This is a genomic window from Methylomonas sp. 2F7 (genome assembly GCF_057126975.1).
On sequence record NZ_CP195203.1, the window covers coordinates 4,388,505 to 4,409,437 of the forward strand.

Genomic DNA, 20,933 nt, shown 5'->3' on the forward strand with positions numbered 1-20,933 from the left:
ATAAAACAGGAGGTAAGAGATGAAAATTCATTGCAACTAATCGACTAATGCTTACATTGCAGGCGTCGGCTCCTCCAACGCTTTACTCGGCATTTCGCTAATCAGTAACCATATTTCACTTTCCGGTATCGGTAACGTACCGGTCACCGTCAAAAATAGGTTATATGCCGCACCAAGTGCGCCATATAGCCCATTCAACACCGGTAAAATTTGTTCGGATAGTGTGAATGCGAGCCGCCAAGTTTGACTCCAGGCCAGCAAAGGCAGGCTGTTCGGCGCCTTGATCGGCATTCGAATCATTACTGGCACGAATCAGGCATAGGACAGAGCTTCTCAAACGACTAAAACCCAGCCCCGCCTCATGACCCCGGACATCAGCTCGCTGTATCGACTGCATTGCAAGGAGCTGCTGCACCATTTGCTGCGGATAGTCAAATGCCCGGAAACCGCGGAAGATTTGCTGCAAGAAAGCTACTTGATCTTGGCCCGCACCGCCAACGATACGCCCATAGACCACCCGCGCGGATTTTTATACCGCACCGCCAGCAATCTGGCGATGGATCACCTGCGCCACCATAAAGTCATCGAGCGTCATCAGGAAGCGACGCGGCATCTGGATGAGTTGCAACTGGCCGGAGTGGAAAGCGAATTAGCCGATCAGCAATGGCGCACCCTGTTGCACCAAACCATCTACGAATTGCCGCCGCGCTGCCGCGATGCATTTATCCTGCATAAAATTCATGGATTGAGTTATCGGGAAGTGGCTAGTGTTCTGGATATTTCCGAGAGCGCCGTGGAGAAACACATCGTCAAAGGCTTGATGTATTGCCGCAAACAGCTAGGCAGTCATTTTGGCCGCCCCTATCGGACCGATTGAGGTTTTTGCCGCCTTAACCGTCTTACCGTTATTCCAAGGCATACGCCTACCCCAGCGCCGTATAATGCAGCCATGACCGAAAACCAACCGCCCGCAGACTCTGATAACCCCGATGCCATTAGCGAGCAGGCGACGACGTGGTTTGTGCGACTGCGCGCCGAGTCGGTAACGGTGGATGAGCGCAGACAATTTCGAATCTGGCATCAAGCCGACCCGGCTCACCGCGAGGCCTATGCCGAAATCGCTGCATTTTGGGAGGATGCCGATTTCCACGCAACGCTAGACGCCGCGACATTGTCGCCGCAAATTTTGCGGTGTTGTAAACCGGCCAAAAGCCCATGGCGGCGTCTCGGCATCGCCCCCGGCGCCAGACCGTTGTTAGCCGCAGCCGCCAGCCTGGTCATCGCCGCGATTATTTATCGGTCGGCTTTAAGCTGCTGGCAGGCGGACTACTGCACCGCCGTCGGCGAAATAAAAACCGTACAGCTCAGCGACGGCAGCCAAGTCACTTTAAATTCCGGCACCGCTCTTAACGTTAACATACGTAATGGTCAGCGCCATGTCCAGCTAGCCCGGGGCGAAGCGTTTTTTGAAGTGCAACACGACCCCCAACATCCTTTTCAGGTGGATGGCCGCTACAGCAACACGCGGGTATTGGGTACGCGTTTCGTGGTTAGAGAAAACGCCGACAGCGACATTGTCAGCGTAGTGAGCGGGGTGGTGGAAGTCAGCCGGGATCGGCAAAATCCGGCCACCTTAAAAGCCAATGACAGCATCGCGGTCGACGCTCGTCACCAAAGCGAAGTCAGCCACCAGCCAACCGGCAACGCCACGGCGTGGTTAAAAGGCAGCGCCTCGTTCGACAACGCTCCGCTCAAGGAGGTGATTGCGGAAATTGGCCGCTATCGGCGTGGTAGCCTGATAATCCGCAATCAGGGATTGCAGAACCTGAAAGTCAGCGGCCGTTTCGATATTCGCGATACCGATAAGGCATTGGAATCTTTACAGCAAACACTGCCGATACGAATTTATCGATTAACGCCATGGCTGGTACTGATCGCTTGAGCGTCGCAAAGCTTATCGCCTAGCCAAAACACCCGACAAAGCCAGCCGTCATTCAGCCTTACCGTGTTTGACTCAAAAAATAGTTTTACCTCAAGCTGAGGGAAAACTCATTTCGCCCGTCTCCATTGCACCCCCAATCGTTCGGGGGATCAATTCATTCGCTTAGGGAGAATCTAATGGCATCTTATCCGTTCCGCAAAGCCCCTTGCATGGGCAAACCGATCCAATACCACCTTTGGCCTTTGTCGCTGACAATCGCCACCGCTCTGAGCACCCCGACCGTGATTGCCGCCGAACAAAGCATCGCTTTCGACATTCCCGCGCAAAGCTTAAGCAGCGCATTAAATGCATTTGCCGACACCGCCAACGTACAGCTCAGTTATCCGGCGGAAATGACGGCAGGCTTGAAATCGTCCGGTGTCAGCGGCCAATTGACGGCCCAGCAAGCTTTACAAAAACTACTGGCCGGTACCGGCGTGGTAGCCGGTACCACCGGTAACGGCACTATTACGCTACAAAGAGCGCCGGATTCACACAATGACGTTTCAACGCTGTCGGCGGTCACGGTGTCCGGCAATCGCCAGTATGCCAACGCAGCCTACCCTTACAGCCAGGATTACGCAGTAACCAACGCCTTTGCCGCCACCAAGACCGACACCCCGCTGATAGAAACGCCTATTTCAATTCAGGTCGTACCGAGATCGGTGATGGACGACCAAAAATCGGGCAAGGTTAAAGAGGTGTTGGAAAACGTTAGCGGCGTGCGTCCCCAGCCGTCATTAGGCGGTGGTGTCGGCTTCATTGTGCGCGGTTTTAATACTAATAACATCTATCGGAACGGCCTGTTACAAGACGGTGGCTATTTCGGCGACATGGACTCCGGTAATTTGGAGAACATCGAGGTCATTAAAGGCCCGTCGCAACTCTACGGTCGGACCGAACCGGGCGGCATGATCAACCTGACTACCAAGAAACCCTTGGACCACCCCTATTACTCCTTGGAACAACAGTTTGGCTCCTACGATTTATATCGCACCCAATGGGACGCCGGTGGGCCGATTAATGGCGATAAATCGCTGCTGTACCGCTTTTCCGGCGCGTACCAAAGCAACGGCTCGTTCCGCGACTTTGTATCCGTGGACCGAATGCTGTTCAATCCCAGCATCACCTGGCGCCCCAGCGACACTACCGACATTACCGTCGATATTGAAGGCAGCGAAAAAAACGCACCGGCGGATTTCGGGATTCCCGCGCTAGGCAAACGTCCGGCCAACATCCCGATCAGTCGCAACTTGGGTGATCCGAATACACGGATAGGAGATCAATCCAGCACCAAAGTCGGCAGCGAAATTAACCATCGCTTTAACGATGATTGGGCGATACATAACCGTTTCCTGGCCAGCCTATCCGACAGCACGACTAGCTTCGTCAACCCCGCGCCGGCTTTCGATCCTGGCTTAGCGTTGAATCAAGCCACCGGCATTCTGCAACGCAACATCTTTCGGCAAACTTCAGAGCAAGAACATTACGCGACTAACCTGGATGTTACCGGCAAGTTCGCGATCAGCGAAACCAAACACGACGTATTGTTCGGTTTCGATTTTTACCGCACCTTTAACCGATACGGCACTTCAGGACAATGGGTTGACGCGAATCCGGCCCTGGCAATCGACATCAATAACCCATTTCCCAGTTACGGCATCTCGCCGGCGACATTCGACGCTGCTTACTTGAGCGATTCCGAGCCGGGTTTGAATCGCAGCGTGATATACAACAATTGGTACGGTGCTTATTTCCAAGACCAAATCACGCTTTGGGACAGACTGCATATCATGGGCGGTGGCCGTTACGACTGGGCGGAAACCGGACGCGGCAATGCCGCCAGCTTTGCGGACGCCGACGCACTGGTGAAGCCTAACACCCGCAAAGACGAGGGGTTTAGCCCGCGAGTCGGTATACTCTACGAAGCATTTGATCAATTGAGCGTATACGGCAATTGGATAACTTCGCTCGGCGCCAATAATGCGCCGGCTTCGAACGGAAACCGCTTCGATCCGCAAATCGGCGAGCAATTCGAAGCAGGCATAAAGACCCAATTGTTTGATCAACGCCTGCTGGCAACCTTGGCGTACTACCATTTGACCAAGGATAACATCTTGGTCAACGATCTGAGCACGGCCAATCTCTACGACAAAATTGCCAATCTACAACGCAGCCAAGGTATCGAGCTGGACATGACCGGGTATCTGAGCAATAACTTCAGCCTGATCGGCAGCTACGCCTTTACCGATGCCCGCATCATCAAGGACCACAACGGCGGCACCCAGGGCAACCGCTTGAACAATGTCCCCGAACATTCCGGCAGCCTATGGCTTAAGTACGACATGAACGGCTATGCGGCGCGGGATGGCTTTAGCGCCGGTCTGGGCGGTGTGGCCGCCGGCACGCGCGAAGGCGATAACGCCAATAGCTTCCAGATGCCGGGTTATGTCAGGATGGACGCCTTCGTCGCGTATAAACAAAAAGTCGGCGGCTCGCGAATAAGCGCGCAGTTTAATATTCGTAACCTACTCGACAAACGCTACTACGAATCCACCGACCCCGATTCCAACGTCGCGCCGGCCCTGGGCGCGTACCCCGGTGCGCCGCTGACCGCGATAGGTTCGATTCGGGTGGAATATTGAGCGCAAACCCGCTAAATTGCTCAGCTATGTCATCGTTGTCGAGAAGTCTGCCATGTCCAAAATCACGCTAATTTTAAAGTCCGTCGCCGGCTTTGTACTGTATTGCGGCATCTGCCAGGGGGTGTCGGCAAAGCCGTTGCCATTACGCGAGCTGGAGCTGCCGGTGGCTGGCTTTAGCCAGCAGCATCACCTGGAAAAAACGGCGGATGGGCATTTGCTGCTCAGTTGGGTGGAAACCGATGTGGGGACCAGTACGGCGAAATTTGCCGTACTGGAGGAACAAGGCTGGAGTATGCCGTTAACCGTGGTCAAGGTCGATGGCAAACTGGCCGACCCGCCGGTAGTGCTGGGCCTGAGCGACGGCAGCCTGGCCGCTGCATGGATGCCCTATACCCAAGGTGCGGCCAGCCGATACGCGGCGGATATTTATCTGGCGCGCTCGATTGATGGCGGCTTGACATGGTCGCAGCCGTTAAAGCCGTATGGCGACGAAGCACGTATCTACGATGCGCAAATGTCCTTGGCCGCGCTACCCGATGCACGGCTGGCGCTGGTCTGGACCGACATGCGCAACGCCAGCCACGATCCGGCGGCCGACAAGAAAACCAACCGCTATCAATTGATGGCCAGCGTAATCGATAAAAACTGGCGCGCCGGCCCGGAGCTAGTGCTGGATGACGATGTCTGCTCCTGCTGCCGCAGCTATACCGACGCGCAGGGCGAGCAATTGGTCACGGTCTACCGTGATCATGCCGTCGGCGAAGTCCGCGACATCAGCGCGGTGCGCTGGCAAGCCGGCGGCAATCCGCAAATCACTAATGTGCATGCGGACGGTTGGGTGATCGGCGGCTGCCCCAGTAACGGACCATCCATCGATCTAACGCCAACCGCCGGCGTGGCGGCCTGGTTCACTGCCGCCGACGGTAAAGGCCGGGTGAAACTAGCCTTCTCCACCGACAAGGGCGCACAGTTTAACCAACCTATCGAGCTGGATGCCGACGCCAGCGGCTATGCCAACGCCTTACTGCTGGACGACGGCTCGGCCCTGGTCAGCTGGCGCGGCCGCAATGGGCCAGAAGATGAGTTACGAGTCGCCAAAGTGACGACCAACGGCAAAGTCAGCCGGCAAACCACGGTGTATCGCGGCAGCTTCCCGAAATGGCCCAGCAAATACCTGGCGATGGCCCGCGTCGGCAAGCAAGCTTTTGTCGCCTGGACCGATCCGATGCAAAAGAAAGTGCGGCTAGTCTCTTTAACCATCGACTAAGACAAGAGATCGAAGGTAATTATTAACCCAGCCCTTAAATTCCCTGAAGCCGTTAAACCGCGCAGAGAATCCAATATAGCCGCGAGGTCCCGCCTTCGCGGGAGCGACGATATTTAAGGGCCGGGTAATGGTCACGATTACTTGTCACCAGCTCACTTAAGGCAAAGACTCTGCCAAAGACTGCGGCATATGCCGCAATTCCCGCTTAAAACAGGTCATATCACGTATCTACTTTGTTTTTAAGCGCCGCCAAAACATTACTACCGACGGCATAGTCGCGCTAACGTGCGGTGTCTAATGACAACACGGCTGGCTTGGCTTGGTTATTGCTGAAAAGCATCTTTACTTGCCCCGGCCACGAATGCCTTCAATGTCCAAAGAATCACCAGGATTTCTGCACACGCTGTTTCTGCAACACGCGCACGAAATCGGCAGCTTTTTACGCGGCCGTTGGCCGCGAGAACCCGATGTAAACGATATTGTGCAGGAAGCTTTTCTGCGCCTATCGCAATATCCAGAGCCGCAAACCATTCAAAACCCCAGGGCGTTTTTATTTCAGACCGCTACCAATCTAACGGTTGACCGGCATCGCCGCCGCGAAACGCGCGCACGCTTCGATGAACCCGACGCAGACATCGAGCATGTTGCCGACCTGCGCCTTTCGCCGGAGCATTATTGGCAAACTCATCAACAATTGGAGAAATTCTCCGCCTGGCTGGACGAATTGCCGGAATTGCGCCGCCATGCCTTCGTGTTATACCGCATAGAAGGCTGCTCGCATGCCGAAATAGCCAAGCGCTTGGGCATTTCAGTACGTTGCTCTGAACGCTATGTGATGCTGGCGATGCAACATATCAGCGCCAAGCTCAGCACAGAATCGGATCATGATTGGCGGTGATTGCCGCCTGGCCCGTCTATGAAAAAGTCCGGTAAACTGTTCCTTCGATAAACATATTTCAGTAAATCAGCGTGTCCGACAGCGAATCTACCAGCCAAACCGCGCGCGACCAAGCAATAGCCTGGCTGCTGCGCTTGCGCGATGTGCCCGCGGACGCGCAACTCCAGCGTACTTTCGCGGACTGGTTGGCGGTCGATCCCGCCCACCAAGCGGCGTACCGGCAGGTGCAGGCACAATGGGACTGGCTGGAGCCCCTTAAAGATCAGGCGTTTCGTGCCCGTGACGAAGCCTTGCGCTATCGACCGCAAACTCATCATTCCACTTGGCGGCAATGGCCGGCATACAGCGCAGCGGCGGCACTACTATTCGGCGTCGGCTTGGCAATATTTTCGCCGCAAGGCTGGTACGGACTGCCGCACAGCTACAACACGGCTAAGGGGCAAAGACAGGTGGTGGCCTTATCCGACGGTAGCGAGCTGGAATTGAATACCGATACTGAAGTGCGGGTGCATTTCAATCATGCCCAACGCCGCGTTGAGTTGATACGCGGCGAAGCGTTCTTTAAAGTCGTTCACAATGCCGACAGGCCTTTTAGTGTGCAGGCGGGCAATCTTAGCGTGCGCGACATAGGCACGGCTTTTGATGTGTACAAGCAAGCCGACCGGGTTAGTGTCGCGGTGCAAGAAGGTGTGGTGGAAATGTCCGTTCAGAGCGAACATCGCGAATTGCATGCGGGACAGCAACTGGCGTATAGCGACGATCATCGCTTCGTGCCGGTCATCGCAAGCGATATTGCCGCCGCGACGGCCTGGCGCCAAGGGCAATTAATTTTTAACGGTCGGCGGTTGGTCGAGGTTTTGGCGGAAATCGGCCGTTATCACGACGTGCAGATTCGTCTACCCGATCCGAAACTGGCCGAGCTACGCGTCAACGGCAGTTTCCGCACCGAGCAATTGGACGGGATGTTGAATGCGGTGGCCACGCTACTACCGGTCAACATTAAACGCATCGGTGAGCGTGAGATTGTGTTGGAAGCGCTTGCGGGCAAGCACTAAAACGTTCTACCTCCATTCAATTCAATAAATTAATTGAAGTTGCTTGGCGGTTTTTTTTCTCCTCCGCGTCTATGCCCATGAACCCCAAATAAAGGAGACATGGAGTATGACACTGACCATCAAGCGCCTCGGCGTAGCCATCGCGCTGATCTCGGCGCAAGCCTACGCCGACGACAGCAAACACCATTTCGATATTCCGGCCCAACCCCTGGCCGCAGCCCTGCAACAACTATCCGCGCAATCGGGCACGGCGATGCTGTATGCGGAACGATCTACTGCCGGCAAAACCAGTCCGACGTTGCAAGGCGAGTACACTATCGAGGAAGCGGTTCGTAAGCTGTTAAACGGTAGCGGTCTAACTTACAGCATAGATAACGATGGTACCGTAACACTAAAGCCGACATCCTCCAGCAACGATGCGACGATGTTAGGGGCCGTGTTGGTCAAAGGCACGCGCGATCCCAGCGATCCTTACAATAAAGATTACGCAGTCTCCAACGCTGTGACCGGCACGAAAACCGATACGCCTTTGTTCAACACCCCCATTTCCGTGCAAGTGCTACCCAAAGCCATCATCGACGACCAGCAAGCCATCGGGCTGGAAAATGCCCTGAAAAACGTCAGCGGCGTTGCCAAGGGCTGGGGGTTTGGTAACGATAAAGACGAGAATCTCTACATTCGCGGCTTCACCAATACCAACAACATTTATCGCGACGGCGTATTAACACCCAATACGCCCATTTCACTGGCTAATGCCGAGCGTATTGAGGTGTTGAAAGGGCCTTCGGCCATGCTCTACGGTCGTGCCCAACCTGGCGGTCTAGTCAATATCGTGACTAAACGACCGCGAACAGATGCTTATTATTCGCTACAACAGCAATTTGGTTCTTTCGATACTTACCGCACTTTGCTGGATGCCACCAATAAAATCACCGAAGACGGTGCATTGGCCTATCGTCTGAATTACGAACATTTGGACAGCGCGACATTCAGGGATAACCATCCGGTCACTCGCGACTTTGTGGCGCCGAGCCTGACTTGGAACATTAGCGACAAAACCCGATTGGATCTGGATTTTATGTATCAGAACATCAAAGATGTCGCCGATTCCGGTATCCCTTACAGCTTACAACAGTCCGGAGCGATTCCCGGCAAAATTCCATTGCATTTTTCCGGCAACGAACCGACCGACTTTGCCAACAAAGAAGCTTATACCGGCGGCTTAACCCTGACCCACGAGTTTAATCAAGACTGGAAAGTGCGGGCAAAATACTCAACCCATAACCAAACATTTTTAACCGCACAGACTTCTTCGAATGAAAACGTCGATCTTCTGGGTAATTTGGCTAGAGGTTTTATCAAGACCAGCGACGATTTTCAAAATCAATATGGCACCGTGGACATAACCGGTCATTTCGAGACGGGACCGTTGAAACATGCTGTTTTGCTGGGTGCGGATTACTACCATTCCAAGAACAGAAATCTATTTAGCGCTTATACGACCGCTCCCAATATCAATGTCTTCAACCCACAATACGGATTTACCGAGTTGCTGGACCTGCCGCTAGGAGGACAGAACGATACCGTCAATGAGTGGTATGGCATTTACATTCAGGACCAAATCTCGTTGTGGAATCAATGGCATTTATTGCTGGGCGGACGCTTCGATAATGCCATGCACAGCAATTACGATGCGCAAGGCGTTTCCACCAATCACACAGACGACGACAACTTCAGTCCCCGCATAGGTTTGTTGTACCAACCCGTGCCGTGGCTAGGTGCTTATGTTAATTACGTTAATGGATTCAACGCCTTCAATGCAGGACGGCCTATCGACGGTTCCGCCTTCGCCCCGGAAAAATCCAAGGAAATGGAGTTTGGCTTGAAAGGCGAATGGTTGGATGGACAACTCCGCGCCAATCTGGCTTTCTTCGAATTAACCAAAACCAATATTAAATCGCAACTGCCGGCCCCTAACAACAGCTTTTACGCCACAATCGGCGCGGCACGCAGCCGAGGCATCGAGTTCGACTTGCAAGGGCAGTTGACCGATTACTGGAACATCATTGGCACTTATACCTACATAGGCGCAGTCGTCACCAGCGGCAACGAGTCGCCGTTCAGCGGCGTGGGCAAAGCAGGCAATCGCCTAGAGAATATCCCCAGAAATACCGCCAGCTTATGGTCCACCTATGATTTTTCAGGTCTGGGGGCACAGGGCTTCAGTGCCGGCGCAGGCGTTTACGTGGTTGACAAGCGCTCGGGGGATGTCGATAACAGCTTCGAAATACCCGGCTATACCCGCGTCGATACGATGCTGAAGTACCAGCACAAAGCCGGACCTTCCCGTATAACCTGGCAATTCAACATAGAAAATCTGTTGAATAAGGAATACATCGCATCCAGCAACGGTTACGGTAATTTTATTTACCAAACCATGCCCGGTGCACCACGGACTTTCTTGGGCTCGGTTAAGGTGGAGTTTTAGGCTTACACCATCAGGCTCCACGTATGTGTCTCCATCCCGGCAGGGATTGCCGGGATCCGGTTCACAAGGACATGAAGAAACCTCGCCATCCATGGCCGCTGGACTTCGGCAACCCCTAGCGGAGCAACGGCAACTATTAACGCAAACATAGCCTTAATTTAAGACCATCGCAAATGGCTAGATTAGTTTGAATTATCGGTATTGGCCTTAACCTGGTTGCGAGTTACAGGCTTACTCTGCGGCTATCGCCATATCTCACGGGATTTTTCCGAATTTCTTCATGCTCCCCTACCAAAGAGACCTTCCGGTTTTTGGGCGATACCTTTTAGTTCGACGCGAATTACATAGCACGGGACCGGCCTAGTGATTCAGCCCATTTTCAAACCTAATTTAGGTGATTTGCCGCATTCGATTCCGTGGCAGTGTTTGCCGCTCATAATTGGCAATCATCACTTTCAAACAACTACAGCCTTGTTTTAAATAGACTTTGTAGCGCACCAGGCTCGTCAGGATGCCTGAATTCGGCCGGATGGAATATTTTTTGCTGACCATTTCGTTCGGTCAACACCGCCAAGCCGAAGTTGGCCTGACTACGCTTGGTACGTTGCTTAACCATTAACTTTTTCGCCATCGGGACTTGTTAGTGCCTAAATCCAAACCATCGCTGTTTGATCGGCTGTTTCAGCGGCATAGCCATGAGCTCCGAGTCTTTGCCGGCCTGCGCGGCGGCAATGAGTTTGCCGAGGATTTGGTGCAGGAAGCCTATTTGCGCTTGATGCAACATCCCGAACCTGAATCGATCGATAATGCCAGAGCCTTCCTGTATCGCACTATCAATAATCTTAGCGTCGATCAACACCGCCGCCAGAGTGTTCGCGACCGTTTTCATATCGAAACCGACGACGACCAGGCGCTGCATGACATAACGGCCGCCGAGCCGCTACCCGAGGATCAATTGGCCTCCGAACAGGAACTGCAATCTTTGAATCGGATTTTATTGGAACTGCCGGAGACTACCCGCAACGCCTTCGTGCTTTACCGGCTGGAAGGGCTGTCACATAGGGAAATAGGTCGTCGGCTGGGAATTTCCGAACGCAATTCCGTAAGACTAGTCGGCTTCGCCGCGCAGCATGTGCTGCTGCGTTTCGACTCTACGGATGACTAAGCCCGTGGCTGGTGAGTTTTTTTCATCGTTTCTGATACCGGATTTTAAATGTCGGGCGGCTAAGGGATAGAATGCCTGTGCTTAGCGCAACCCATCGCCCCCTGTTTAACATGCCCAAAACCGAAGCTTCGCCCGATCTGCAACAGCAAGCCATAGAGTGGATTCTGCGACTGGATTCGGCTGCCTGCACGCCTGCGGAGCGTCAGGCCTTCCAGGAATGGCTCGCGCTAGGCGAGGACCGGCAACGCATTTACCGGCAATTAGCCGACAAATGGCGCAAGCTGGATCGTTTCAAGGGCGGGGATTTTCCGGTGCGCCGGCAAGCCTTAAGTTACCGCCCGCCGCGCAAGCCTCTGCGCCGTTTTACCGAACTGGCACTGGCCGCTTGTTTGTTGCTGGGTTTGGGCGTGGGTACTTTCTCGGAACAGGGCTGGTACGGTCATCGCAGCAGCTACGTGACCGAGCCTGGTGGCCGCCAGACCGTGCAATTGGCCGACGGCTCGCGTCTGGAGCTGAGTGGCGATACCGAGTTGAATCTGCGGGTCAACCGTTGGCGGCGCTCGGTCGAACTGATCAAGGGTGAGGCATTTTTTAGCGTGGCTCATAATCCGCAACAACCCTTCGAGGTCAAGGCCGGTAACGGCACTATCGTCGACATCGGCACGCAATTCGACGTAAAGGTGCAAAACCGGCAGGTAGCCGTTGCGGTGCTGGAAGGCGCCGTTAAAGTAGAAACCAAGGGCAGTCGGGAAATCAACGCCAATCAAGTACTCAACTACGATTCACAAGGCAATTTTCAGGACAGCCCGGACAGTTCGGCCAATCTCACTGCCTGGCTGCGCGGCCAACTGGTATTCGAAAACCGCCGCTTGGACGAAGTACTAAACGAACTGGAACGCTTTCACGACACGCGCCTGACCTTGGCCGACCCAAGCCTGGCCAAGCTAAAGGTCAGCGGTACCTTCCATATCGGTAATCTTGATGGCGCGCTGAATGTGATCGCGATGACCCTGCCGGTCAATATTCAACGGCCCGCGCCGGGGCAGGCGTTATTGGTCAGACGCTGAGCCTCGTTAGGCCCCCGATCTTCTTCCCGAATAAATTTTGGCGTCTTTTTCGGCTTGGTGCGTTTCATTCTGAAAACCCACGCAAAAGGAGAAGATGGATGAAGTGTTTAACCCAACCGCTATTGTTCGGTGCTCTATTGACCTTAGCCTGTGAAGTGCGGGCAACAGAAACCACCTACAGCTTTGATATCCCCGCCCAGGAATTGGCGGCGGCGCTGCCAAAACTGGCGGCGCAATCCGGCGTACAAATTTTTTACGCTCACGATAGCGTGACCGGCCGCAGCGGACCGGCGTTACGAGGCACGATGACGCTAAACGAGGCTCTGAGCAGGTTGTTATCCGCCAGCGGCCTGAGTTTTGCGATTGCCGGCGACGGTTCGGTATCGATCAAGGCGGCGAGCAAGGACGCGACGATGTTACAACCGGTTAACGTCATCGGTCAGACGGTTTACGACGCCACCGATCCCTACAATACCGATTACAACCGCCCCAACGCCACGACCGCCACCAAGACCGATACCCCGATCATGGAGACGCCGATTTCCATACAAGTGGTTCCCAAAGCCGTGCTGGCGGACAAACAGGCGATGACCTTACCGGATGCGGTCAACGGCCATGTCAGCGGCGTGTTGGGCCGCACGGGTGGCGGATTTCTGTATGACAATTTTATCATTCGTGGCTTGGCAGGATCCGGCTTTGGCGATGCCTATCGCAATGGTTTGTTCAATCGTCAGGATATTTACGACATCGCGAACATCGAGCAAGTCGAGATACTAAAAGGCCCAGCCGCAGTGCTGTATGGCAGAATCGAGCCAGGCGGCTTGGTGAACTATGTGACCAAGAAACCGCGCGATACACCGTACTATTCTCTACAGCAACAGTTCGGAAGTTACGATCAATATCGCACCTTGCTTGATGCCACCGGGCCGATTAATGACGACAAGACGCTGCTCTATCGATTCAATGGCTCTTACACGGACAATCAGTCATTCAGGGATTTTGTCGGCAACGAAAGGGTATTTGTCGCGCCGGTTGTTACTTGGCGACCGAATGAAAAGTTCGAGACCAATCTCGAACTGGAATACAAGCATGATAACTTTAACGCCGATTTTGGCATTCCCGCCATTGGCGACCGGCCTGCACCTATCCCAATCACGCGCAGTTTAAAGGACGGCTTTCAGCGCCAAACGGTGGAAAGTACCCTGGTCGGCTTCGACTGGACTTACCACTTTAACGAGGATTGGAAAATCACCCAGCGCTACTTGTTTAAAGATTGGTCGCTGAGCGGCCCAGCCATTTTTAATGGTGGCTTACAGGCTAACAACCGCATACTGAATCGTTCGGCCTCGGTGGGTGTACAAGATGTGATGACGCATTCCGGCAATATCGATTTGAACGGCAAATTCGAAATATTGGGCAGCAAGCATAATCTGTTGGTCGGTGTCGACGGCTTCCATGCCACGACCGAGGCCCCGTCCGCAAACGGTTCAGCAGCTTCTATCGATATATACAATCCGGTTTATGGGCGAGTAGATTTTGCCGCCTTGTCCACCTACAACAGATTCTTTTATCGCGAGGAATCCTGGGTGGGCGCGTACGCTCAGGATCAGATAACACTGTTTGATAAGCTGCATATTTTGCTGGGGGGCCGCTACGATAACGTCACCACCGGCGCTATCGCCTCGACGGCCTCCCTGGATGCGGCCAAAGCGGCACGCATAGAACGGGAGGACAATGCTTTTAGTCCGCGAGCAGGTATTCTTTACCAAGTCCAGGATTGGCTGTCGGTTTACGGCAGTTACACCAAGTCTTTCAGTGCCAACAACGGCGTGAGTGTCGGAGGTACGAGTTTTGAGCCGCAGATAGGCAAGCAATACGAAATAGGCCTTAAGACAGAGTCGCATGACAAACGCTTTTCATCGACCCTGGCGTTTTTCCATTTAACTAAAGGTAATCTGCTTACCGACGACCCCAACCAAGCCAATCCCGACTATCAAATTCTGGCCGGAAAGATCAGGAGTAAAGGCATAGAACTGGATCTCGCTGGGCAAATTACCGATCAGCTGCATTTGTTAGGCACGTATGCTTATACGCAAGTTAATTATGTGCAAAGTTTTAGCGGCTTGAAAGGCAATCGTTTGGAGAATGTGCCCGAACATCAAGGCAGCCTCTGGGGAACTTGGCAATTTAACGATGCCTTTAAAGCGGGTTTAGGTGCGGTTGCGGTCGGTAGCCGTCCATGCGATACCGCCAATACCTGCTCCTTGCCCGGGTATGCGCGACTGGATGCGATGGCGGCTTACAGTCCCCGTATCGGGCAGCACAAGCTGACGCTGCAATTGAACATCAACAACCTGTTGGACAAGGACTATTACGCAAATACCTCCGGTGGACGTCACACCAGCATTCCCGGCTCACCTATCAGCGTATTGGGTTCGTTGAAATATGAGTTCTAAAACACGAGCCACGTAGACTGGGTTTGGCGCTAGCGTAACCCTATAGGTCGACATCGATTTGTCGGGTTACGCGCTATCGCACTAACCCGACCTACGTATCATCATTCCCACGCCGACGATGGACTCAAAAACCCCGCATCGCCCGAAAAAACATCGCTGGCCGTTTTCCTGCAATCCACGGACATATCGGGATAAATATAATCCTTGCCCATCCTCACATTGACCTCGACCATCAGGCGTACTTCTTTTGCGCAATATGGCACTGACATTCAAAAAACCAAGCGCATCGGCACCATCTCCGACACCCGAAAGCCCTGTCGCCGGTAAAATTGCTGAGCATGCAGGTTATCGGCATCGGTCAACAAGCTAAGCCGGCGACAACCATTTTGCCGGGCAAACTCCACTGCGTGCTCCAACAACCGGCTACCAACGCCCAGGCCTCGAACATCGCTTGACACGACCATGTCTTCCAGCCAGGCCACCCGTTCCCCCAGCGCGGTGGAGACTGTGTACAGCAGATTAACCATGCCCACAATTTGGCTGTCACGGCGCACGACAAAAATATGGCCGATGTTCGGGTCCGCTATGATGCGCGTCAATCCCCGACTCTGAGCCTCATAATCCGGCCGAAACTCTGCTTCTTGAGTGAATAGTTCGCTTAGCAGACGGCAAAGCGCCGGTATGTCGGCAACGCTGGCCAGGCTTATTTCCACTTCTATCTCCCGTCTCCGACCAAGTGTTTAGAGCGCACTGTTCGGCACATTGGTAAAGAGTTGTTTCCGCATAGATCAAACCACTTGGCAACTTAATCCTTAACGGCCTCAACCTGGATGAGCACCTTGACCTCATCGCCCACTGCCGGTACATATTTGTCGATGCCAAACTCGGAGCGTTTTATCGTGCCAACCGCATCGGCGCCGCAGGTATTTTTCAATCTGATGACATTCATCCCGCAGTAAAAGCGTTCGACATTCAGGTGTACGGGCTTGCTGATGCCGTGCAAGGTCAAGATGCCGTCCGCTCCGACCAGTTTCTCGCCTTGAAAACTGAGCTTGTCGGATTTGAAGCTCATCACCGGATATTGCGCACTGTCAAAAAAGTCCTTGCCACGCAAATGCTCTTCCAACTCCGCCAAACCGGTACTGATAGACGCGGTGTTGACGCTGATGTCTATGCTGCCTTTACCCGCCGCGGCATCCAATGTCACTTTGCCGCTGGTTTGGTTAAACCGACCCCGTTGCGTGGAAAAACCCAAATGGCTGATTTCGAAGCTGGGAAAGGTGTGATGGCTATCGATGGTATAACTATCGGCGGCCAGTACGCTAAAACTTAACAGACAGGCGGCGGTTGCGGTGCTTAGTTTTCTAATCATGATCATCTCCTTTGTGGGTTAAAACACCAGTGGCACTGCATTATTGCAGAGACTTTGTGATAATAGATCAGCTTTAACTCCATCACTCTGGCCATTTGCCGCTCTCATGCAACGAATCTATTACTATTACGCGGCCTTGATCGGCTTTTTCGGCCTGTTTTTGTTAATGATGGCTTGGCACACGCTATTGTTCCCATCCAACCAGTTACCAACCGCATTGCTATTGTTAATCTCAGTCGGACCGCTATTGCTGCCATTTAAAGGTTTATTGAACCGCGACCTGAAAAGCTGTACTTGGATGACTTATTTAAGCCTGCCGTATTTTGCGCATGGCGTCGCCGAAGCTTATGTCAGTCAAATCGAACGACCTTATGCGCTGCTGGAAGTGTTGTTCAGCCTACTGCTGTGCTTCGGCGCCGGCCTGTATGTCTACAAAGCGGAAAAAGCCTGAGCATATTCGGCATGCAAGTCCCCTTACAATTCGAGTTTCAGAACGATCAGACCTTTGCCAGTTTTTTTCCCGGCAATAACACCGAAATCGTCACTCAGTTGCAGGCCTTGGCCACAAACGGCCAGGAGCAACAGATTTTTGTTTGGGGCGATGCCGGTAGCGGTAAGAGCCATTTATTACAGGCCTGTTGTCAACAAGCCAAGCTGGCGGGGAAAGATCCGTTTTATCTGGCTTTTAACGCTGACAAACTGCCGGCACCGACCTTGCTGGAAGGCTTGGAAGACCTGGAGTTGGTCTGTTTCGACAATATTCAATTGCTTGCCGACCATAGTGATTGGGAACACGCGCTATTCGCGTTTTACAACACCCATCGGCAAAACAACCATAAACTGCTGCTGGCCGCCGATTGCCCGCCGAAGTTTTTAAGCTTTGCCTTGCCCGACTTGAAAACCCGGATGGCTTGGGGGCTGACCTTAAAAATTCAGCCCTTGCGCGATGATCAGTTAATCGAGGCGCTGACGTATAAAGCCCATTTTCTGGGCTTTGACATTCCGCCGGCAGTGGGGCGGTTTTTGTTGAATCATTACGTTCACGATTTGGCGGCGCTATGGTTGCTCCTGGAAAAAATCGACCGCGCCACCTTGGCTGCGCAACGCAAATTAACCATTCCGTTTTTAAAGCAGATTCTGGCTGACGAAACATGAACAGCAAAGTATTGATTGTTGGCGCCGGTGCCATCGGCGGGTTTTATGGCGGCCTGCTAGCTAAGGCTGGTGCCGATGTCTCGGTGGTGTGCCGCTCCGACTATGCTATTGTCAAACAGCAGGGTTACCGTATCGAAAGCCATGCCTTGGGTAGTTGGCAATTCATGCCAAACCAGGTTTTACACCAGGCGTCGGAGTATCAAGGTCAACCGGATTACTTGATTCTATGCACCAAGGTCACCCCGGACATTGACCGAGTTGCGCTGATTCGCGATGCAGTAACGCCGCACACGGCGATTGTGCTGATCCAAAACGGCGTCGAGATTGAACCAGAGTTCCAACAAGCTTTCCCGGATAATCTGTTAATCAGCGGCTTGGCGTTTATCTGCTGCAACCGACTGGCTCCCGGCGAGATTAGCCACTTGGCCTACGGCAAACTGATCCTGGGCAATCTGTCGGAGATTGATGAGCCGAAAACGCAGTATTTGCGCGACTTGTTCCTGCGGGCCGGCATCGAATGTTTGGTTAGTGCAGATATTGTCGCCAGCCGCTGGCAAAAGTGCGTCTGGAATGCGCCGTTCAATCCGCTATCGGTATTATCCGGCGGACTGGCAACTCAGGCGATATTGCAGAATCAGGAAAATTTTGTTCGTCGCGTCATGCAAGAAGTCTGTACTATTGCTGAGGCTTGCAGCCATCCACTGCCGGCCAATATTGTCGAAAATCACATTGCCCTGACACGCGATATGCCGCCCTACAAAACCAGCATGCTGCTGGATTTCGAACGGGGACATACCATGGAAACCGAGGCCATTCTCGGTAACGCGGTGCGCGCCGCCCAGCGGCAAGGTGTAGACTGCCCCTGCCTACAATCGCTTTATGTATTGATGCAACTCCGGGAGCTGCAAATCCGTTCCAATAGCCTTCTTAACTAATTCACACAATTGACATTCTGCTTTTTGTTATTTTTCGGTTAGAATGTGAAGATTTTCATTGACCTTGTCTTTGAAGAAGCCGTGTGAATTTCGCCTCAGACCCTTGCAAAGCGAAGACCGGCCGCATATTTCGCTAGACTAGCAGCTATGTGATCCACAACCAACCGTGGCAATGGTGCTGGGGTTTAAAAGTTTTTATGTCCATTTTTAGAGTATAACCATGACTGATCTATCGCTTTACAGAAACATCGGCATCTTCGCTCACGTCGATGCCGGTAAAACCACTACCACCGAGCGGATTTTGAAGCTGACCGGAAAAATCCACAAAATCGGCGAAGTGCACGATGGCGCGGCGACTACAGACTTCATGGTGCAAGAGCAAGAGCGCGGCATCACCATTCAATCAGCTGCGACCACCTGTTTTTGGCCGGGCAGCACCAACCAATTTCAACCGCACCGTTTCAATATCATCGACACCCCTGGGCACGTTGACTTTACTATCGAAGTTTATCGTTCCTTGAAAGTGTTGGACGGCGGCGTCGGTGTATTCTGCGGTTCCGGCGGCGTTGAGCCACAATCCGAAACCAACTGGCGTTATGCGAACGACTCCAAAGTCTCTCGCGTCATCTACGTCAACAAACTGGACAGATTGGGCGCGGACTTCTATCGCGTCGTTAAACAGGTCGAACAAGTATTGGGTGCCAAACCGGTCGTGATGACCCTGCCTATCGGCGAAGAAGAAAACTTTGTCGGCGTGGTCGATTTGCTGACCCGTAAAGCCTGGGTGTGGGATAACTCCGGTGACCCATTGAAATACGAAATTAAAGACGTCCCTGCTGATATGGCAGAGCAAGTCGAAGAATGGCGCGCGAAATTGATCGACCAAGTGGCTGATCAAGACGACGACATCATGGAAAAATATCTGGAAGGCGAAGAGCCTACCATCGAAGAAATCAAACGTTGCATCCGTAAAGGTACCATCGCGATGGATTTCTTCCCGACTTTCTGCGGCTCGTCTTTCAAAAACAAAGGCGTGCAATTGGTGCTGGACGGCGTTATCGAGTATTTGCCGAACCCAACCGAAGTTAATCCACAGCCTGAAACCGACCTGGAAGGCGTCCCAACCGGCGAGCACGCGATCGTCGATGCCGACCGCCCATTGCGCGCACTGGTGTTCAAAATCATGGACGACCGTTTCGGCGCCTTGAACTTTGTCCGTATCTACTCCGGCCGCATCAAAAAAGGCGACACCCTGCTGAACACCTTTACCGGTAAAACCGAGCGTATCGGCCGTATGGTGGAAATGCACGCCGACGACCGCAACGAGATCGAAACCGCGCAAGCCGGTGACATCGTGGCCTTGATCGGTTTGAAAAACGTACAAACCGGTCATACCTTGTGCGACCCAGACCAACCGGCCACTCTGGAGCCGATGGTATTCCCAGATCCTGTTATCTCGATTGCCATTTCGCCAAAAGACAAAGGCAGCAACGAGAAAATGGGCATCGCGATCGGCAAAATGGTGCAGGAAGACCCGTCTTTCCGCGTCGAAACCGACCAAGAAAGCGGCGAAACCATCATCAAAGGTATGGGCGAGTTGCATCTTGACATCAAAGTCGACATTTTGCGCCGTACCCATGGTGTAGACGTCAACGTCGGTAAGCCACAAGTTGCTTACCGCGAAACCATTACCCAACGTATCGAAGACAGCTACACCCACAAAAAACAATCGGGTGGTTCAGGTCAATACGCGAAAATCGATTACGTCATCGAGCCAGGCGAGCCAGGCAGCGGTTTTGTTTTCGAATCACAAGTTACCGGCGGTAACGTACCTCGCGAATACTGGCCTGCTGTTGAAAAAGGCTTTAAAGCCAGTATCGACAAAGGTGTGTTGGCAGGCTTCCCTTGCTTGGATTTCAAAGTCATTCTGACCGACGGTGGCTTCCACGCAGTTGACTCCTCGTCCATCGCTTTCGAAATCGCTGCGCGTGCCGCGTATCGTCAATCGATCCCGAAAGGTAATCCGCAATTGCTGGAACCGATCATGAAAGTTGACGTATTCACCCCGGATGCGCACGTCGGTGACGTGATCGGCGACTTGAACCGTCGCCGCGGCATGATCAAATCGCAAGATGCAGGCATTACCGGTGTACGTATCAAAGCCGATGTACCACTGAGCGACATGTTCGGTTACATTGGCGATTTGCGTACCATGACCTCAGGTCGCGGCCAATTCTCCATGGAGTTCTCGCATTACACTGCTTGCCCTCGTAACGTCGCGGAAGAAGTGATCAAAGAAGTTAAGGAACGTAACAAAGACAAATAAGCATCATAGGGGCTGCCCTTGTCGGCCCTTTACCCTGCTTAATATTGCCGATCAGCCACCTGCCGCGTTAAGCGGCAGGTGCATTTTTACCATACAGTATCCGCTATGCACGGACACTTGTTC

At 53.1% G+C, this 20,933-nt stretch carries 18 protein-coding genes; 14 read left to right on the plus strand and 4 right to left on the minus strand.

The features are described 5' to 3' along the window. Positions 1-51: 51 nt before the first annotated feature. Positions 52-300: a hypothetical protein gene (locus ACR64Q_RS19755; protein ID WP_313732840.1), complete on the minus strand. Its 249-nt coding sequence runs from the start codon at positions 298-300 to the stop codon at positions 52-54. Between the two features lie 61 nt (positions 301-361). Between ACR64Q_RS19755 and ACR64Q_RS19760 the strand changes: the two genes are divergently transcribed. The 7 genes from ACR64Q_RS19760 to ACR64Q_RS19790 all read left to right on the plus strand — a co-directional run bounded on the left by ACR64Q_RS19760 (position 362) and on the right by ACR64Q_RS19790 (position 10,334). Continuing rightward, the gene (locus ACR64Q_RS19760) at positions 362-877 is read left to right on the plus strand and encodes an RNA polymerase sigma factor (protein ID WP_313732841.1); all 516 of its coding nucleotides are present in this window, start codon (positions 362-364) and stop codon (positions 875-877) included. A 72-nt stretch (positions 878-949) separates the two neighbouring features. Beyond that, a complete protein-coding gene (locus ACR64Q_RS19765; RefSeq protein ID WP_313732842.1) occupies positions 950-1,942 on the plus strand; it encodes a FecR family protein in 993 nt (330 codons plus the stop codon). Between the two features lie 176 nt (positions 1,943-2,118). After that, positions 2,119-4,626 carry a TonB-dependent siderophore receptor gene (locus ACR64Q_RS19770; RefSeq protein ID WP_313732843.1) on the plus strand — a complete coding sequence of 836 codons (2,508 nt, stop codon included), beginning with the start codon at positions 2,119-2,121 and terminating at the stop codon, positions 4,624-4,626. Between the two features lie 52 nt (positions 4,627-4,678). Next, positions 4,679-5,893: a sialidase family protein gene (locus ACR64Q_RS19775; RefSeq protein ID WP_313732844.1), complete on the plus strand. Its 1,215-nt coding sequence runs from the start codon at positions 4,679-4,681 to the stop codon at positions 5,891-5,893. Positions 5,894-6,263: 370 nt separating this feature from the next. Beyond that, entirely contained in the window at positions 6,264-6,791 is a 528-nt protein-coding gene (locus ACR64Q_RS19780) for an RNA polymerase sigma factor (protein WP_313732845.1), read from the plus strand. A gap of 71 nt (positions 6,792-6,862) precedes the next feature. After that, positions 6,863-7,846 (plus strand): FecR family protein, encoded by a 984-nt coding sequence (locus ACR64Q_RS19785; RefSeq protein WP_313732846.1) that lies wholly within the window; start codon positions 6,863-6,865, stop codon positions 7,844-7,846. Positions 7,847-7,952: 106 nt separating this feature from the next. Next, entirely contained in the window at positions 7,953-10,334 is a 2,382-nt protein-coding gene (locus ACR64Q_RS19790; protein WP_313732847.1) for a TonB-dependent siderophore receptor, read from the plus strand. A gap of 463 nt (positions 10,335-10,797) precedes the next feature. On the opposite strand, the gene ACR64Q_RS19795 is transcribed toward ACR64Q_RS19790, so the two are convergent. Next, positions 10,798-10,965 carry a hypothetical protein gene (locus ACR64Q_RS19795; protein ID WP_160167681.1) on the minus strand — a complete coding sequence of 56 codons (168 nt, stop codon included), beginning with the start codon at positions 10,963-10,965 and terminating at the stop codon, positions 10,798-10,800. 12 nt (positions 10,966-10,977) lie between these two features. Here ACR64Q_RS19795 and ACR64Q_RS19800 point away from each other — a divergent pair, with 12 nt between their 5' ends. The 3 genes from ACR64Q_RS19800 to ACR64Q_RS19810 all read left to right on the plus strand — a co-directional run bounded on the left by ACR64Q_RS19800 (position 10,978) and on the right by ACR64Q_RS19810 (position 15,022). After that, a complete protein-coding gene (locus ACR64Q_RS19800) occupies positions 10,978-11,499 on the plus strand; it encodes an RNA polymerase sigma factor (protein WP_313732848.1) in 522 nt (173 codons plus the stop codon). Between the two features lie 110 nt (positions 11,500-11,609). Continuing rightward, positions 11,610-12,566 carry a FecR family protein gene (locus ACR64Q_RS19805; RefSeq protein ID WP_313732849.1) on the plus strand — a complete coding sequence of 319 codons (957 nt, stop codon included), beginning with the start codon at positions 11,610-11,612 and terminating at the stop codon, positions 12,564-12,566. A 98-nt stretch (positions 12,567-12,664) separates the two neighbouring features. Next, entirely contained in the window at positions 12,665-15,022 is a 2,358-nt protein-coding gene (locus tag ACR64Q_RS19810; protein ID WP_313732850.1) for a TonB-dependent siderophore receptor, read from the plus strand. Between the two features lie 269 nt (positions 15,023-15,291). On the opposite strand, the gene ACR64Q_RS19815 is transcribed toward ACR64Q_RS19810, so the two are convergent. Next, complete coding sequence (locus tag ACR64Q_RS19815; RefSeq protein ID WP_313735044.1) at positions 15,292-15,741, minus strand: GNAT family N-acetyltransferase; 450 nt, start codon at positions 15,739-15,741, stop codon at positions 15,292-15,294. Positions 15,742-15,827: 86 nt separating this feature from the next. Next, positions 15,828-16,394 carry a YceI family protein gene (locus tag ACR64Q_RS19820; RefSeq protein WP_313732851.1) on the minus strand — a complete coding sequence of 189 codons (567 nt, stop codon included), beginning with the start codon at positions 16,392-16,394 and terminating at the stop codon, positions 15,828-15,830. 106 nt (positions 16,395-16,500) lie between these two features. On the opposite strand from ACR64Q_RS19820, the gene ACR64Q_RS19825 reads away from it, so the two are divergent. The 4 genes from ACR64Q_RS19825 to fusA all read left to right on the plus strand — a co-directional run bounded on the left by ACR64Q_RS19825 (position 16,501) and on the right by fusA (position 20,810). Further along, positions 16,501-16,845 carry a DUF2069 domain-containing protein gene (locus ACR64Q_RS19825; protein WP_313732852.1) on the plus strand — a complete coding sequence of 115 codons (345 nt, stop codon included), beginning with the start codon at positions 16,501-16,503 and terminating at the stop codon, positions 16,843-16,845. Positions 16,846-16,856: 11 nt separating this feature from the next. Then, a complete protein-coding gene (gene hda / locus ACR64Q_RS19830) occupies positions 16,857-17,549 on the plus strand; it encodes a DnaA regulatory inactivator Hda (protein WP_313732853.1) in 693 nt (230 codons plus the stop codon). Further along, the gene (locus tag ACR64Q_RS19835; RefSeq protein WP_313732854.1) at positions 17,546-18,484 is read left to right on the plus strand and encodes a ketopantoate reductase family protein; all 939 of its coding nucleotides are present in this window, start codon (positions 17,546-17,548) and stop codon (positions 18,482-18,484) included. Before hda ends, ACR64Q_RS19835 begins: the two co-directional genes overlap by 4 nt. A gap of 220 nt (positions 18,485-18,704) precedes the next feature. Further along, the gene (gene fusA, locus ACR64Q_RS19840) at positions 18,705-20,810 is read left to right on the plus strand and encodes an elongation factor G (RefSeq protein WP_313732855.1); all 2,106 of its coding nucleotides are present in this window, start codon (positions 18,705-18,707) and stop codon (positions 20,808-20,810) included. Positions 20,811-20,933 lie beyond the last annotated feature (123 nt).